This window comes from Hominimerdicola intestinalis (genome assembly GCF_054655215.1).
In genome coordinates, this window is the sequence record NZ_BAAHNZ010000020.1 from 1 (window position 1) to 15,110 (window position 15,110).

15 protein-coding genes are annotated in these 15,110 nt (G+C 52.3%); all 15 read right to left on the reverse strand.

The annotated features are described in order from the left end of the window. Window positions 1-268: 268 nt before the first annotated feature. The 15 genes from mobQ to ACYQ0H_RS12115 all read right to left on the reverse strand — a co-directional run bounded on the left by mobQ (window position 269) and on the right by ACYQ0H_RS12115 (window position 15,010). Window positions 269-1,714 carry a MobQ family relaxase gene (gene mobQ / locus ACYQ0H_RS12045; protein WP_459813094.1) on the reverse strand — a complete coding sequence of 482 codons (1,446 nt, stop codon included), beginning with the start codon at window positions 1,712-1,714 and terminating at the stop codon, window positions 269-271. A 187-nt stretch (window positions 1,715-1,901) separates the two neighbouring features. Beyond that, window positions 1,902-2,198: a DUF3847 domain-containing protein gene (locus ACYQ0H_RS12050; protein ID WP_087162341.1), complete on the reverse strand. Its 297-nt coding sequence runs from the start codon at window positions 2,196-2,198 to the stop codon at window positions 1,902-1,904. Further along, window positions 2,138-2,677 (reverse strand): RNA polymerase sigma factor, encoded by a 540-nt coding sequence (locus ACYQ0H_RS12055; protein ID WP_459813096.1) that lies wholly within the window; start codon window positions 2,675-2,677, stop codon window positions 2,138-2,140. Before ACYQ0H_RS12055 ends, ACYQ0H_RS12050 begins: the two co-directional genes overlap by 61 nt. Further along, window positions 2,674-3,135 carry an RNA polymerase sigma factor gene (locus ACYQ0H_RS12060; protein WP_459813098.1) on the reverse strand — a complete coding sequence of 154 codons (462 nt, stop codon included), beginning with the start codon at window positions 3,133-3,135 and terminating at the stop codon, window positions 2,674-2,676. The genes ACYQ0H_RS12055 and ACYQ0H_RS12060 overlap by 4 nt, the downstream gene beginning before the upstream one ends. 10 nt (window positions 3,136-3,145) lie before the next feature. Further along, a complete protein-coding gene (locus tag ACYQ0H_RS12065) occupies window positions 3,146-3,598 on the reverse strand; it encodes an RNA polymerase subunit sigma-24 (protein ID WP_087150675.1) in 453 nt (150 codons plus the stop codon). 103 nt (window positions 3,599-3,701) lie between these two features. Next, window positions 3,702-4,115 (reverse strand): RNA polymerase sigma factor, encoded by a 414-nt coding sequence (locus ACYQ0H_RS12070; protein ID WP_459813100.1) that lies wholly within the window; start codon window positions 4,113-4,115, stop codon window positions 3,702-3,704. 479 nt (window positions 4,116-4,594) lie between these two features. After that, window positions 4,595-4,966 (reverse strand): metal-dependent transcriptional regulator, encoded by a 372-nt coding sequence (locus ACYQ0H_RS12075; RefSeq protein ID WP_459813102.1) that lies wholly within the window; start codon window positions 4,964-4,966, stop codon window positions 4,595-4,597. Window positions 4,967-4,984: 18 nt separating this feature from the next. Further along, the gene (locus tag ACYQ0H_RS12080; protein ID WP_459813104.1) at window positions 4,985-6,733 is read right to left on the reverse strand and encodes an ABC transporter ATP-binding protein; all 1,749 of its coding nucleotides are present in this window, start codon (window positions 6,731-6,733) and stop codon (window positions 4,985-4,987) included. Further along, window positions 6,734-8,518, reverse strand: a complete 1,785-nt coding sequence (locus ACYQ0H_RS12085) for an ABC transporter ATP-binding protein (RefSeq protein WP_459813106.1) — start codon at window positions 8,516-8,518, stop codon at window positions 6,734-6,736. It lies immediately after the preceding gene. A gap of 15 nt (window positions 8,519-8,533) precedes the next feature. After that, the gene (locus ACYQ0H_RS12090) at window positions 8,534-10,000 is read right to left on the reverse strand and encodes an ABC transporter ATP-binding protein (RefSeq protein ID WP_412937854.1); all 1,467 of its coding nucleotides are present in this window, start codon (window positions 9,998-10,000) and stop codon (window positions 8,534-8,536) included. Between the two features lie 2 nt (window positions 10,001-10,002). After that, window positions 10,003-10,776 (reverse strand): energy-coupling factor transporter transmembrane component T family protein, encoded by a 774-nt coding sequence (locus tag ACYQ0H_RS12095; protein ID WP_459813108.1) that lies wholly within the window; start codon window positions 10,774-10,776, stop codon window positions 10,003-10,005. 113 nt (window positions 10,777-10,889) lie between these two features. Continuing rightward, window positions 10,890-11,492, reverse strand: coding sequence for an MptD family putative ECF transporter S component (locus ACYQ0H_RS12100; RefSeq protein WP_087341198.1), 603 nt, complete (start codon window positions 11,490-11,492; stop codon window positions 10,890-10,892). Window positions 11,493-11,630: 138 nt separating this feature from the next. After that, entirely contained in the window at window positions 11,631-12,614 is a 984-nt protein-coding gene (locus tag ACYQ0H_RS12105) for a helix-turn-helix domain-containing protein (RefSeq protein ID WP_459813111.1), read from the reverse strand. Window positions 12,615-12,749: 135 nt separating this feature from the next. Continuing rightward, window positions 12,750-13,103, reverse strand: coding sequence for a TnpV protein (locus ACYQ0H_RS12110; protein ID WP_459813113.1), 354 nt, complete (start codon window positions 13,101-13,103; stop codon window positions 12,750-12,752). 26 nt (window positions 13,104-13,129) lie between these two features. Continuing rightward, window positions 13,130-15,010, reverse strand: a complete 1,881-nt coding sequence (locus ACYQ0H_RS12115) for a DUF4368 domain-containing protein (RefSeq protein ID WP_459813115.1) — start codon at window positions 15,008-15,010, stop codon at window positions 13,130-13,132. Window positions 15,011-15,110: the final 100 nt, after the last annotated feature.

Genomic DNA, 15,110 nt, shown 5'->3' on the forward strand with positions numbered 1-15,110 from the left:
GCTTTTCTTCATGCTGGCACTTCCCACACCCGCCGCAGTTGTCGCAGCCGTGGCAGGCATGGGCCTCCGGCTCCGGGCCGGTGGGCGCGTCTGCCGGTTCCGGCTGCAAGAGGGCAAGGGGCAGGCGGATATTCAGGTGGACAGTGACGGGTAAAATAATCTGCTTCATAGGGCAATCTCCTTCCGTGTGTGAATGTTGACAGTTCTGTGCAAAGGGGTGTCGTGAAACGCGACGCCCTCGAAAGGGGTCGCTAAAACGCCGTACCCTTTACCGTTCCGGCCCCCGGTCATGGGACTTGTCCTGTTCCTGGCGGGCCAGTTGGTCGGCGGCTTTGCGGAGCCGTTCAACGGCTTTCAGTTCCTCCCGCATGGCCTTCATGTCGATGGTGTCCACCTGCTTCTGGGCGGTCAGCAGGTCGATCTCGCGCTGCCATGCCTTGGGGGTGATTTCCTCGCCGCTGTCCTTCAGCTCCTTCAGATACCGGGCCGCCGCGTCATAGAGGATCAGTTCCCGGCTGTGGCGCTGCTCGAACAGTTCCCGCTTCTCCGGTTTTACCTTGGCAAGCTGCTTGCGGATGGGCTTGTACTTGTTGTACTGCGCCCACATCTCCCCGCGCTCGGTGAGGGTGGCGATCCGGCGCTCGGCCTTGACGATTTTTCCCCGCAGGTCATAGTAGCTGCCGTTCATCTCGGAGATTTTATCGTGGAGCTGCTGCATGGTCTTGATACCGTTTGCCTGCATAAAGCTGAACAGGGCGGCGCTCTCCTGCAAAGCTCGGATTTTGCCGGTGCGGGTGTCAGGCCGCTTGAGCTGCTGCTGGGCCTCCCACAAGTCAATCATGCTGGGCTGCTGGCCCTCCGGTTTCTCCGCCTCGGCCTTAGACCAGTTGTAGAGGCGGGTAATGCGGGCCTTGATTTCCCCCAGCAGCTTGTTGTCGGCGGCGATCTGCCGGTTGACTTCTCCCTTGTCGGTGCGGATACCGCGCTTCTCCATCTGGCTGGCCGCTGGCCCCAGGTGGACAGAGGGGATTTTATCAATGCCCTGGCGCTTGTAGCTGCGGTGATCTACCAGGGCAGGCTGACCGGCGGCCTCCAATGCCCGGTTGGTATAGGCCGCCCATGCCGCCCGCCAAATCTCCACATTCCCTTTGTCGTTCCAGTCGGTGGTGTCCTCCCGGTGGTTCTTCCAGCCGCCTTTCCCATCCGGGATACGCTGGCCGTTTTCGTCCAGGTCGTATGCCTTGCGGCACTTCGCGCCCCATGCGCCATTTTCTTTCAGGGGCCGGACGGTCAGCATGATATGAACATGGGGGTTGCCGGTTCCCTTGTCATGGATGGCAAAATCAGCGCACATCCCCTTGTCCACAAAGTTGTCCTTCACATAGGCCCGGACAAGGGCAAGCTGCTGTTCTCTGGACAGTTCGCGGGGCAAAGCCGCCTCGATCTCGCGGGCAAGCTGGCTGTCCCTGGCTTTCTCGATCTGCTCCACACTGTTCCAGAGGGTGGAGCGGTCTGCAAATGACCGCGGGGCGTGGGCGGGCAGCATGATTTCCGCATGGACAACGCCGCCTTTCCGGGTGTAATCATGGGTCTGGCCGTCCCATTCATTCGTCAGCTTGGTCCCGCTTCGGTAGGCGGCTGCGGCAACAGCGGAACGGCCCTCGCTGCGCTTGATGATACTGACGGGGATATGACAAAAATCTATGGGTGGCACCTCCTTTCGGCGGGGATATTTCAGGCTCCGTGGAGCCGAACAGACGCGAAGCGGGTGTTTGGCTGCGCGGGGCGCACAAGGGGTTTGGGGAGTGTAGCTCCCCATCGCGCTCGGAGAGCGCAACAGCCCCCGGCAGGGCGCACGACACCGGCAACGGTGTATAAGTGCGCCCTTGTAAACAAGGGACTTACGGCTTGTCCCCGGATTTCGGCAGTTTTGCGGACAGTTCCGCCGCCCCCGGAAGATGGGACAGGGCAATCAGGAACGCTTTGACCTCTATGCCGGGAAGGTCAGGGGCCAGAGGGAAAATGCCCTCCAAAATGGCCCCGCGCTCAATCAGGCGGCGGGTGCGGGCCTTGCGTTCCTCGTTGCGCTGCTTGTTCTCCAAAATCTTCTGGCGGTTCTCAAGCTGCCGGATTTCCTTCAGGACTTCTTCGCGCTCGTCTTTTTTCTGTTTCGCTTGGGTGGTGCTGTCTTTGTGCATATCGCTTTCTCCTTTGGCGGCTTCATCCAGCCGCGCTTGATATAATATTTCTGTAACTTGATAATGGCGTTGCGAACCGTGACAATGGCCGCTGATGTCGTGAAGCCCTCGGCCTCGGCAATCTCCTTAAACTGCTTGCCCTCCCAAAAGCGGGCATGAAGGCAGCTTGCCTGCCGGGGCGTCAGTGTGGCAAGGGCCTCCCGGAGCCGTTCCATCATCAGGGCATGGGCGGCCTCCTGTTCCCGTTCCGTTTCTTTCTCCATCAGAATATCTTCCGGGGAAATGACCTGTTCCGGGAAATGGTTTTCTATGCCGGGGGATGCGTCCAGAGAATAACAGTGATAGTGCTGCTTGGCGTCATTTGCGTTCTCTGCGCGGCTTTCCTCCGCAATGGCGTCTGCAACCTCGTCCGGCACTTCCACAAAAGTGTCCTTCTTGCAAATCGGGTAGTAGTATTTTTTCAGGTTGATGGTTTTCATAGGCCGTTTGTCCATTTTCGGCGTATGAAGTACCGGCGCAGCCGACGGAGCGCCGCATGGATGGACTTCCCCGCCTGGGATGGGGTAATGCCCTCCATCGCGGCAATATCCTTCACTTTCATCCCCAGCATATACCGGGCATGGACGCGGCGGGCCTGCGTTGGGGGCAGAGAGGAAATCGCCTCATAGAGCCGACGGAGCAGTTCAGCATATTCGGCCTGCGCCTCCTTTTCCATCAGGCAATCCTCCGGCGAAGGCTGCGCCCAGCCAATGGCGGCGTTCTCAATCCCATCATTGCAGTCAAGGGAGTAAAACGCCTTGTAGCGGTACATCTTGCGCTCCCTGGCGGCCTCGGCCCGCTTGTCCAGCAGGAACGCCTCGACAATTTCATCCGACACCTCCACAAAGGTGTCCTCGGTGCAGAACGGGTAATACTGTTTGAGGTTGATGGTCTGCATAGGCCCGCCCTCATTCTGCCGGGAAAAGGCAGTCATAGCAGCGGCGCATATTCCGCAGGCCCCGCCGGATGGCAACACTGACCTTGCTGCTGTCTACGCCCTCCCTCCGGGAGATTTCCGGCTGGCTGATACCGGCGATGTAGTAGGCCCGGACGCGGCGGGCCTGTGTGGGGGTGGCATGGGCCAGTGCCTCCGGCAAGGCGGCCAGCAGCCGCAGATGGGCGGCCCGTTCCTCACGCTCCAAAAGAATTTCCTCCGGCGATCTGCCGTGTTCCAGCGCGTAGTTTTCCGTCCAGCTATATGCGTCCAGAGAGTAGTAGGCGCGATGGTAGACCTTCCGGCGCTCATAGTTGTTCATCTCGCGCTGGGCCTGCCGCATGACCTCCCAAACTTCATCGCTGACCTCCACAAACTCGTCATGCCGGTAGTGGGGATAAATCCACCGCAGATTGATTGTTTTCATAGGCTTACCTCCTGAAAATGGGAGAGGCGGGCAGCTTGTCCGCTGTCCGCCTCCCGCTGGGATAAGGGAAACAATCCCTTTCACTTGGTAGCCCGAAAAGGGGTCATTCGTTAGGGTAGTTCGCAAAGAATTTCAAAAATTTTTTCCGAACCGCGTCAATGCTCTCATAGACGGATACTTTGGAACAGCCGCACACCGTTCCGATCTCCGCAAGGGTCAGCCCGTCCAGGGCATAGAGCAGGAACCGGCGGCGCTGGGCCACGGTGCAGGTGTCCAGGACGGCCATCAGCTCGCCCAGTGTTTCCATGCGGCAAAGGTATTCCTCCGGCGTTTCGCCGTAGATACCTACGCCCTCGGCGGCAACTATGTATTCGTCAAACTCCCGGCCATCCCAATGCCGCCGCTGCTCATGGGACAGGTTCTCGGCTTTGTGGTCGGCCCGGTCAAGAAATTCATAGACTTCCAGCGTGACCTCCACGGCCACAGCTTGTCCGTTGTAATTGATGGTGACTTCCATCGGCCTTTCCTCCGTTCAGATTTTTGCGGGAAAATCTGAACGGGGCGGCGGGGAACGGCACCGGGGGCAAGGTTCGGGCCATGTTGGCCCGATGTTCCGGCCCCACAGGTATGAAAAAGCGCCCGGACTGCATGAAGCGATTCGAGCGCAAAAAATACGGTATTCAGTTACATTGTGACAAGTTTCGCACTGGCTGCCAGACGGGGCCGGTTTGGTGGCCGGGATTTTTTTGACGATAGTGCAAATATCGTCTGAATTTGTCGGCGGTCAGTGTGCTTCATGGCGGCTCCCTCCTAAAGCCGCCGTGTCAGCGTATAGGCGTCACTCCTTTGTCGAGGGCATAAGGAACGGCGGCCTTGATGTTACTCAAAACCGCCGCAGTACCCTGAAAATCCATTATAGGCGCACAAAGCCACCTGCCCCGCAACGGTTTTTTTCTTTCCCCGTTTGGCGGGGCAGGATAGCTTGGCTTATTCGGTTTATTCTTGCTCTTGTGCGGCTGCCTCTTTCAGCCGTGAAAAGCTCTCATCGCTGATAATGTGTTCAATCCGGCAGGCATCGGCCTCCGCAGTTTCCGGGTCAACGCCTGCGGCGATAAGCTGCTCGGTAAAGAAGCAATGGCGCTCGTAGATTTTTTCGGCTACCTCGCGGCCCACATCGGTCAGATGGAGAAAGTGATCTTCGTCCATTGTGAGAAAGCCGCCGTCCCGCAAGGTGGCTACTGCATGGCACACGCTGGGCTTTGACACCTCCATGTGCCGGGCCACATCCACGGAGCGCACCATGCCATGTTTCTTTTGGAGAACAAGGATGGTTTCCAGATAGTCCTCCCCGGACGCATGAAGTTTCATAAAGACCTCCCTTCGCTGTTAGACCAGGCTCCATCCAGCAGCACTCTTTCGGATATTGACGAAATCCTGATAGATACCCGGCTGCTCCAGAAGTTCCTCGTGGGTGCCATGCTGTGCGATTTGGCCGTTGTCAATTACCAGGATTTGATCGGCATTCTGGATGGTATTCAAACGGTGAGCAATCACAAGCAAGGTCTTACCCTTTACCAGTTCTGAAATAGCCTCTTGAATATAGCTTTCATTGTCGGTATCAACACTTGCGGTAGCTTCGTCCAAAATAACGATAGGCGCATCCTTCAGAATACAGCGCGCAATCGAAATACGCTGTTTCTCACCGCCGGAAAGCGTAGCGCCGCCTTCTCCAACCACGGTCTGGAACCCGTCAGGCAAAGCCATGATGAAATCATAGCAGCGGGCTTTTTTTGCCGCTTCATAGACTTCTTCCTCCGTGGCATCCGGTTTTCCCATGCTGATGTTGTTATAGATCGTATCCTGGAACAAATACACCCGCTGGAACACCATACTGATCTGATCCATCAGCTCCGACAGGGGTACATTCCGAATATCCACACCTCTAATTGTCACACTGCCGGATTTTACATCCCACAACCGGGCCAGCAGATTTGCGATAGTGGATTTACCGCCACCGGAAGGACCGACCAGAGCCGTCATAGAGTTTTTCTTCATAGCGAAATTGATATGGTGTAGCACTTCTTTGTCCTGATAGGCAAAAGCAACATCGCTAAACTGTACTTCCGGCTGCCCCGGCTGTGCCTGGGAAGGCAAGTGCTGCTTACCAGTATCGGGGAGTTCTGGCTCATCCAATACCGCTTCAATGCGATCCAATGCCGCGTTCATTACAGTCAGGCGAGATGCCTCGCCATAGAGTGCTTTCAGCGGTCCAAACAAATCAAATACGAACAGAAGAACGCCAAGAACATAAGCCAGGGAAAGGCCGCCATTCTGTTCCAGAAAGATTGCCAGCCCGAAAATTGCCGCAATACCAATACCATAAAGGATATTCAGCCCCATGGTCCAGGGGGTCATTTTTCTCTCAAAGGCAAGGGATGTATTTCTGGACCGTCTGAAATTCCCGGTTAATTCTTCCGACTTCTCACCCAGCAGGTTATAGCTCTTAATAACGCCAATACCTTCCACAAAGGACAACACGGCATCCGTCAGCCGTTCACTCTGTTCCTGACGGCCCGCCGCCTCCCGAAGAGATACTTTGTTCATCCCCTTGGATACCAGCCATACCAGAATTGTCACGATGGCGGCAATCAAGCCAAGCTGCCAGTTCAGATAAAACATGAAAGCCAGCAGAACCAGAGAGGAGAGCAGATAGCTCATCATATTGCCCAGGGTACTCATGGCAACTTCCTCGATAAACACCATGTCGGTGCTAAGAACCGAGCTGATCTTTCCGATGTTGCCAGAAGTGAAGTATCCCATTGGAAGTTTTCGCAGATGGCCGCCCAGTTCCATACGCTTATCAGCGAACATCAAATATCCCGCCGCACTTTGCAAGCTGTCGCTAAGATAGTGTACGAGCATCTGCACAAGCACAGCCGCAGCAAGACCAAGGCCCACATAGAGGCAAGTCTGACCGGTCAGCGTTCCGGCTGCAAAGCCGCTCAAAATTACAAAGGCCAGGAAAATTGGCATTTTGGAGAGGATGGACTCCAAAAACGCGCAGACAAATGCTCCTTGGATACGGCCCTTATATCGACCGGAGAGTTTCAAAATTCTTGAAAACAAAGCAAACATTTATTTTCCCTCCTTTGCAGTGTGTACTTTCCACTCGGCGCTGTCCTGCGCCGCTTTCCACAACTTTTGATATTCAGGGCAGGATCGGATCAGCTCCTGATGCTTGCCTGTTGCCACCAGTTTTCCGCGATCCATAACGCAAATTTGGTCGGCGTTCATAATCGCAGGTAGCTTGTGAGCAATGACAACCAGGGTTTTACCTTTTACAAGCTCTGCAATAGCGGCCTCCATCTTTTCTTCGTTCTCTGGATCGGCGTAGGCAGTTGCCTCATCAAGCACTACAATAGGAGCATCCTTTAAGATTGCCCGCGCCAAGGAGATACGCTGGCGCTGACCGCCAGAGAGCATCTTTCCTGCGTCACCGGCCATAGAATGAATACCCTGGGGCAGTTTTTCCAGGAACTCCATACATTGGGCTTTCTTCGCTGCTTCCATTACTTCTTCGTCCGTTGCGTTCAGTCGGCCAAGCCGGATGTTTTCCAGTAGCGAGGTGTTGAACAGGTATTGATCCTGCGCCACATAGGAGATGTGGCTGTTCAGCGCCTCCAGACTCATATCACAAAGTTTCTGGCCGCCAATGGAGATACTGCCCTTTTGCGGGTCATAATAATGGATTAGCAATTTGGCTAAGGTACTCTTTCCGGAACCGGACTCGCCTACAAGTGCGGTTTTCTGCCCTGCCTTTGCGGTAAAAGAAATATCATGGAGGACTTCATCCTCCACAACCGTAGGTTTCCCGTCCGGGCCTGGCTGCATGGTCTGATACGCAAACGAAACATGGTCATAAGTAATGGTGTCATCTTTTCCGTGGAACCCATCGTCTGTCTGTTGAAGCTCCGGTGCATCCAAAACCTGTTCAAGCGCAGAAATCTTATAGTTAAGCTGCGGCATCGTAGGCAGGAACCCAAGAGATTTTAGCAGCGGCATACCGATGCTCAAGGAAAGGCATAGCACCAAAATCAGATCCGGCAGAGCCGACCAGCCAGAAAGAACAAACCATGCGCCCAAGGGCAGGGTGAGGATGATGGTGCAGGGTAATAAACTACTATAAATCGCCATCCAGGGCCATGCTGCCTTATACCATTCCAAGGTATAGTCCCGATAATCTGAAACATCTTTGCGGAACCGTTCATAGGAGTCCGCATCCTTATTGAATACCTTGACAACCTCCATGCCATTGATGTACTCAATGATGGTATTATTCATCTTCTGTCCGGCCATATAGTAAGGTCCCATTTTCTTCATGCCAACGGAGTACATCGTTTTCATGGCAATCAAGCTGATGGGAATAGAAGCCAGGGACAGCAATGCCAGTTTCCAGTCCACGAAAAACATCGCCACATAAACCGCAATCGGGATCATTAGATTTGCGATACCCTCCGGCATAGAGTGAGCCAACAGAACTTCCAGGCTGTCCACATCATCGACGAACAGCTTTTTAACTGTTCCCGTACCTTTATCCTGGATCACTCCAAGGGGCAACTTCTCAAATCGTTTTTGCAAAGCAGTCCGCAGACGCAGCAGCGTGTCATAGGCAGCCTTGTGTGAGATGTTCAATCCCCAGCCGTAGAAAATTGCCTGCAAAACCAGGCATACCAATACTAAAACCACTCGAAGAATGACGAAGGAGGCGTCTATCGCTTCCCCCATAACCAACGGCGCGATCACCTGGTAGGCCAGTACGAAGGGAAGCACCCCCATAAGGACGCTGACCAGCACAACCGCTGTTGCCGCATAAAGCCCCTTTTTATGAGGCCCTGCGTATTCAAATACTTTTTGGAACATAAGTCTAACCTCCCATCAGGTAAAATACTTTTCAGAAAGAGTTTTCAAGATTTCCGGGGAAAGCCTGTGATTTTGAATTGCTCCGTGATCGTCTAACTGAACCACTTCCGTACAAGTGCGGACGATAAATTCAAAATCGTGGGATACCACAAAAACAATGACTCCGGAATTAGAAAGCTGTTCTATCAAATTGCTAACGCGAACCATCGAGTCATAATCCAAACCGCTGGTAGGCTCGTCAAAGTAGATCACTGGGCTATCCTTTACGATTGCTGCGCCGATGGTGACGCGCTGTTTTTGACCGCCTGATAGTGAGGCTGGGTGACGCTCCCGGTACTCTGAAAGCTCCAATGCCTCCAAAGTGGCATCTACTTTTTCTTTGCAATCCTCCTTTATTCCCAAGGACAGTTCTTCTTCCACACTGCTGGCAAAGAGCTGATAATCTGTATCCTGCATAACAAGATAGGAAAGCGACCGCCTCTGCCGTGGAGTGAGTTTTTTCCCGTCTAAGCTAACTTCCCCACGCCGCTGCTTTAATAGACCAGTCAGGATGGATAAGAGCGTTGTCTTTCCGGCCCCATTGTGTCCAAGGATGCCAATCACATCTCCCGCATGGGCTTCAAAACTGACATTTTGAAACACATCCGGGCCTTTCTTATAGGAAAAGCCTAAATTGTGGACCTCCATCAGATGTGTTCCGCTATGCGGGCGCGGTTTTTCCTGATAATGCTCCGCATCACGCTCCGGGTATGCTGTCCGCAAACCGTAGGAAATGCGTGTTTCTTCCGGCAGTGAGCAAAATTCTTCTCTCGTAAACTCGCGCTCAATTTTCCCTTCCTGTATAAGAAAAACCCTGTCAATCAAATCACGAAGATAGTAAAAGCGATGTTCTACCACAAAAATGGTATATCCAGCGTGTTTAAGTTTCCCCATAATTTCGGCAAGCCGTTTTGTGGCGGCATAATCTAAATTGGCCGATGGCTCATCAAAAATATAAACTTTTGGAGCGAGTGCATATACAGAGCCGATTGCGATCTGTTGCTTTTCGCCGCTGGACAAAGCAAAAATGCTTCTGTTCAAATAGTCCACCAATTCCAGTTCTTTTGCCGCTTTTGCAATTCGCTCAATCGTTTTCTCACGGGCAAGGCCAAGATTTTCGCAGCCGAAAGCCAGTTCCCGTGTCGTATCTGTCATAAAGAACTGAGAGCGTGGGTCTTGAAACACCGTCCCGATTTGCCCGGCCAACTCGGAAGGCTTCATCTCCAATAATGATTTGCCATCCATCAACAGATCGCCTTTGATTTCTCCAGGATAAAAGTGTGGAATAAGGCCATTGAGGGAACGGATCAGCGTTGTTTTGCCGCAGCCACTTCTTCCAGTCAGGAGGATAAATTCTCCAGTCTGTACGGTCATATCAATACCACGGAGAGTAAAATCCTGACTTTCTTCATATCGAAAGCTAAAATTCTGAAATGAGATCATCGTCACACCCTCCACAAAATGATTTCCCCGATTTTGGTCTGGTCAATAAGGAGCAGGCCAGCCAAAAAGAGAACACCCAGCAGAGATACTATGATTTCCGGCCATGCAAAACGGATCGGCCTCAGCGCATATCGTTTGCATTCCAATTCTAACCCCCGCGTTGTGCCTGATGCCGCCAGCTCATCCGTGACCTTCAGGCACCGCATCAGCAGCGGTATCAAAATATACTCTATCGTCGCCAGCGGATGCGATACCCGTTTCCAGAGGGTATCGCTGATACCTCGAATATCCATCGTGCTGCGGATTTGCCGGTATTCAATCCGTAAAGTAGGTATATAGCGGAACATGACCACAAGAGGGATCGTGACTGCCTGCGGCAGCCGCATCCTTTGAAGAGCCACCATCAGGTCGTCCATGTAGGTGGTCCGCAATATCCAGAGTCCCATCATTACTATGGGGATCAGTTTCAGAACCGTCACGCCGAACACGCTCATAATCACACTTAAAACCGGCACCTGCACATAACGGAGCAGAGCATTGAGATAGGCGACAATGATATAGGTCACTATCATCTTTACAGCCCATTTTCCGCCATTACCCAGGGCGATGAACAATCCGTAAACCAGCATAAGTACAAGACTGACAACTTCTCCGGCCAAGAAATAGCTGACAAAGCCGATGCAAACCAGGAGAAGGATCTTGCAGCGCGGGTCCAAGAGCGCAGACCCATGGAGGGGCTGCCGCTCAATAATCTGTTTGATTTGTGCTTCTTCCATTCCAATGCCTCCCTATAAAATCAAAGCGCGGGACCACATTCAGCCCCGCGCTCTAAAATCAGGCAGCCCGCTTGCCTGCGTTTGTCTGATGAATTTTCAGGGGGCTGTTCCTGTTATTTTACTGAAACGAGTCCAGCCTTGATAAAGTGTTTCTTCAACGCTTTCTGGCCGATAAAACCGCCAAGCAGACCACCAATCAGTCCGGCGGCTACAATGACTACCAGCATTGGAACAGAAGTAATATTCAGCATCCCTTCGATGTACTCCGGTGCGATGTTGTTCTTCTCCATCGCGCCCACAAAGGCGCTTTGAAGGAACTTGATGGGGCAGATGGCGCTGAAAGCAAAGATAGCACTGAACAGCGCATACGCTACCATCATGGATTTCATCGTGATTTCTTTGCGGCCCATAACCAGGAAGTCGCAGACGACACCGCCAATCACCAGACCGATGGGGATGAACCAGAAAGCGCCCACCAGCAGGAACAGAATGGCTTGAATGGCGGCACAGATGGTGAATACACCCTTCTTTGGCACTTTGGCCAGCAGGAGCATCATCACGATACCATTAGGGATAGCAACAACGGACGGGTAAAACACATTTGTCACCGGGCCAGCCACGCTCATAATGGTGCTGATAATCATGCAGATGATCCACATGAGGGCAGTCAGGACACCGATGAGAATAAAGTCTTTCGCATTCAACTTTTGTTTCATGCTCATGCCTCCTCACTTTGTTGGAAAATTAAAATGTGGTGTAGTTAGCAGAACCTAACCACACCACATAGAATATCAGTTATCGCAGACTAATCCAACCCAAAACCTGCCCATTTTGACCCAAAAACGGTTGAACGCTTATTTTTTTGTATCGTCAAGGTAACTTTCACGGTAATTCTTTGGTGCTACTCCATATCTTTTCTTAAAGGCTGCTGCAAAATTGCTTGGTTTTCCATATCCAACAATCGCAGCAATTTCGCTTACATTCCAGTCTCCTTCCAAAAGTAACTGTGCCGCCTGTGTTAAACGCTGCTCAATAATATATTGATGGATTGGCATACCGTAAAATGATGAAAAACCGCGTGTCAATTTTGTTACGCTCAAATGTACCAGACGGGATAATTCTTCACATGAGGGGGCAAATGCAAGCTGACTGTCTATAATCCGTTTTGCCTCCATAATGGCAGTCCTTTCGGTCTTAGACATAGAAATGTTTTTGCCCATCAAAATATCTAATTCAAGTACTTCTCCCAGATAAATAGACAATAATTCCAGTAATTTGCCATCCAAATACAAATAACCCAATCCACCACGATATTGCGTAAAACGGCTCGTCTCCGCTAAAAGCTGTTCCATGACGGGTGTTACTGGAACTTTAGAAATTCCGTTGAGAAGTTTCTTTTCATAAGCAGTTACCTCCTGCCCGTCAAAGTAATCTGCGAGGAGATGAGAGAAATAAGGAATGGGGATTTTTATGCTCTTGAATGAGAAATTGCTGTCTTTCTTATAACATATATATTCTGTTCCCCCATGCCCAGCATAAATGCAGGACTCATTCTTCTGAATAGTGACAGAACGCTGTTCGTCCATAATCCCCCAGGAAATCCCGTCATTCAAGCAAAAAATGATTTGCATATATTCCTTACTGACAGTGCCTTGCACATTCATATCTGCTTGATAGCACATTTGCCAGTCGGAAAGAATAACTCCATGTCTAATCTTTGTTTGGGCAATTCTTCCTTTACCCATATCAGAGGGAATATCCATCGAGATTGTTTGCGGTGAATTTGCTATGAGGTCATTATATAGTTTGCCAAGATATTGGCTTCCATATGTCATCATTCGTTGCTCCCTCCACAGCAGTTAGTTGCGACTAATTTAATGATATACCAAAAGCAACCGCATAGTCAAGTGGAAGAAATGTTCTCATCCCCACCAAAAGGCAGAGAGCGTAATCACTCTCTGCCTTTTGGTAATTTAACTATAAACCAATTCGCACAAAATCAACTCGTCAATCTGCGCTTTCAGCGTGTTCATCAGCCCCACCCAGCGCATAGGGTCACGGGCTTTCAGTTCCTCGGTAACGCCTGCCGCCTCCATCATCCGGGGCAGCATGGCGTCCATCCGCTCCCGCGCCGCCCGGTCAATCTCCAACAGGTGCGGGTACAGCTTTTCGCTCAAAATCAAGCTGCTGTAAAGGCCGGGCCGGTGTTCCTTCAGGTAGCGTTGCCGCATACGGCCATACTTGCCAATGGGGGGTTCCGGCTGCTCGGAAAGTTTCAGGTTGGGGATGTAGTAATCCCCGCAGCGGGTGTAAGTCAATTCGCTCATGTTCATTCTCCTTTGCACTGTGATGGTTAAACTGCGGCGCTGGCCGATAAGGCGGCCTTGCGCGGCTCCTGCCTGGGTAACTGGCTGACAGGGATAAAAATGCCTTTTTCCATGTCCTCGGCCCGGATCGCGGCCTTCGCCGCCTCCACCTGGGCCTTACGCTTGGCGTTGTAGCGTTCTTCCCATTCCTTCTGCTTGCCGTTTGCCTTGCGGCGCAAGTAGTTCTGGTGAAGCCTGTCCTTGCGTTCCTCCTTCTTCCGCAGTTCTTCCTGTTCCTCCGGGGTCAGGGGAACCGGCTGCAAGGCGGGCGGGATATACCGGCCCACAAAGTTGAAGTAGATTTCAACCTCCTGCGTGGTGTCCTGGCTGCCTTTGCGGGCGCGTTCATGGACAAGGATTTTCTCTACAAACTCGTTGAGCATGGTATTTGTCAGCGTGTCAAAATTCTCATACTTGTCAATCAGGGCAATAAACTTCTCCGCAGATTTCCGGCTCTGCTCATAGCCGGTAACGGCCTTTTCCAGTTCCGTGATTTCCGCATTGAGAGCGTCCTGCTCTTTGGCATACTGTGCGTCCAGGGCCTCATACCGGGCGTCCGGCAGCTTACCCAGGGCGTTGTCCTCATAGATTTTGCAAATCAGCCGTTCCAGTTCCCCGGCCCGCTTTTGGGCGGCGGCCAGCCGTTTCCGCTTCTTGGATATGTCGGCGGTCTGCTGGGCGGCCTGCGTTTCCTGGACGGTGCGGATAAACTCGGCCCGGTCATTCTTGGAATACTCTGCGATGGCCCGGAGCATATCGGCAATCAGGGTTAGAACGGCTTCGGCCTTGATACGGTGCTGTGTAGGGCAAAGGGAGCCGATAGGGTATTTCCCATACTGGCCGCAAGTGTACTGCGGGACGCGCTTGCCATTGTATGTGCGGTGAACATACATCTTGCCGCCGCAATCGGCGCAGTACATCAGGCCGGTCAGAGGATGGGCCTCCCCAAAGCCGTCCGGGTAGCGTCTGGCGTTTCCCCGGATACGCTGCACATTGTCAAAGGTTTCCTGGTCGATAATGGCCTCATGGGTGTTCTCAAAAATCGTCCACTCACTTTCATCTACATAGTGGCTTTTCTTGTCCTTGAAGTGCTTGCGGGTCTTGAAATTGACCGTATGGCCTAAATACTCCCGCTTTTTCAGGATTTCAACAACGGTAGAGGCACTCCAACGATAAATATCCGCAAAGGTCTTATTTTTGTTCACTCCCTCGCCATAGCGGGCAAGGTGAACGGCAGGCATTTCGATTTTTTCTTCTGACAACTTGGTTGCGATCTGATAGGGGCCGTAGCCCTCCATCGCAAGCGCGAAAATATGGCGTACCACAGCGGCGGCTTCTTCGTCCACAAGCCAGTGTTCCCGCTTTTCGTCCCACAAATAGCCGTAAATGACAGTGCCGGTCAGGTGCTTGCCGCTCATGCCTTTGGACTTGAACACAGAGCGGATTTTCCGGCTGGTGTCGCGGGCGTAAAACTCGTTCATAATGTTGCGGAACGGGGTAAAATCATCATCGCCTTTCAGACTGTCCACACCGTCATTGATAGCAATCAGCCGGACACTGCGCTGCCGCAAAATCTCCATGACTTGGCCGACTTTCAGATAGTCGCGCCCCAGGCGGCTCATGTCCTTTATGACGATGGCCTCCACCCGTCCGGCCTCTACTTCCTCCATCATCGCCAGAAAGCCGGGACGGTCAAAGCGGGTTCCTGATACGCCGTCATCGGTGAAGTGGGTGGGGTTTGGCAGCCCGTTCCGGCGGGCATAGTCCTCTAACATCTTTTTCTGGTTCGATATGGAATTGCTCTCGCCCTGTAACTCATCATCGCGGCTCAAACGCTCGTACAGAGGGGTGATTTTCTCGTTTCTCATGGCTGTACCTCCTGAAATGAAAATGCTCTAAGTGACTGCTTCACTAACCATGACAAAAACCATGATTAAGAAGTCACTTAGAGCATACATCTCCCGCCGC

What these genes read in the sequence shown, in the direction of transcription:
- ACYQ0H_RS12050 (WP_087162341.1), bottom strand. Translation starts at nt 2,198, where the DNA reads ATGCACAAAGACAGCACCACCCAAGCGAAACAGAAAAAAGACGAGCGC.
- ACYQ0H_RS12055 (WP_459813096.1), bottom strand. Translation starts at nt 2,677, where the DNA reads ATGAAAACCATCAACCTGAAAAAATACTACTACCCGATTTGCAAGAAG.
- ACYQ0H_RS12060 (WP_459813098.1), bottom strand. Translation starts at nt 3,135, where the DNA reads ATGCAGACCATCAACCTCAAACAGTATTACCCGTTCTGCACCGAGGAC.
- ACYQ0H_RS12065 (WP_087150675.1), bottom strand. Translation starts at nt 3,598, where the DNA reads ATGAAAACAATCAATCTGCGGTGGATTTATCCCCACTACCGGCATGAC.
- ACYQ0H_RS12070 (WP_459813100.1), bottom strand. Translation starts at nt 4,115, where the DNA reads ATGGAAGTCACCATCAATTACAACGGACAAGCTGTGGCCGTGGAGGTC.
- ACYQ0H_RS12075 (WP_459813102.1), bottom strand. Translation starts at nt 4,966, where the DNA reads ATGAAACTTCATGCGTCCGGGGAGGACTATCTGGAAACCATCCTTGTT.
- ACYQ0H_RS12080 (WP_459813104.1), bottom strand. Translation starts at nt 6,733, where the DNA reads ATGTTTGCTTTGTTTTCAAGAATTTTGAAACTCTCCGGTCGATATAAG.
- ACYQ0H_RS12085 (WP_459813106.1), bottom strand. Translation starts at nt 8,518, where the DNA reads ATGTTCCAAAAAGTATTTGAATACGCAGGGCCTCATAAAAAGGGGCTT.
- ACYQ0H_RS12090 (WP_412937854.1), bottom strand. Translation starts at nt 10,000, where the DNA reads ATGATCTCATTTCAGAATTTTAGCTTTCGATATGAAGAAAGTCAGGAT.
- ACYQ0H_RS12095 (WP_459813108.1), bottom strand. Translation starts at nt 10,776, where the DNA reads ATGGAAGAAGCACAAATCAAACAGATTATTGAGCGGCAGCCCCTCCAT.
- ACYQ0H_RS12100 (WP_087341198.1), bottom strand. Translation starts at nt 11,492, where the DNA reads ATGAAACAAAAGTTGAATGCGAAAGACTTTATTCTCATCGGTGTCCTG.
- ACYQ0H_RS12105 (WP_459813111.1), bottom strand. Translation starts at nt 12,614, where the DNA reads ATGATGACATATGGAAGCCAATATCTTGGCAAACTATATAATGACCTC.
- ACYQ0H_RS12110 (WP_459813113.1), bottom strand. Translation starts at nt 13,103, where the DNA reads ATGAGCGAATTGACTTACACCCGCTGCGGGGATTACTACATCCCCAAC.
- ACYQ0H_RS12115 (WP_459813115.1), bottom strand. Translation starts at nt 15,010, where the DNA reads ATGAGAAACGAGAAAATCACCCCTCTGTACGAGCGTTTGAGCCGCGAT.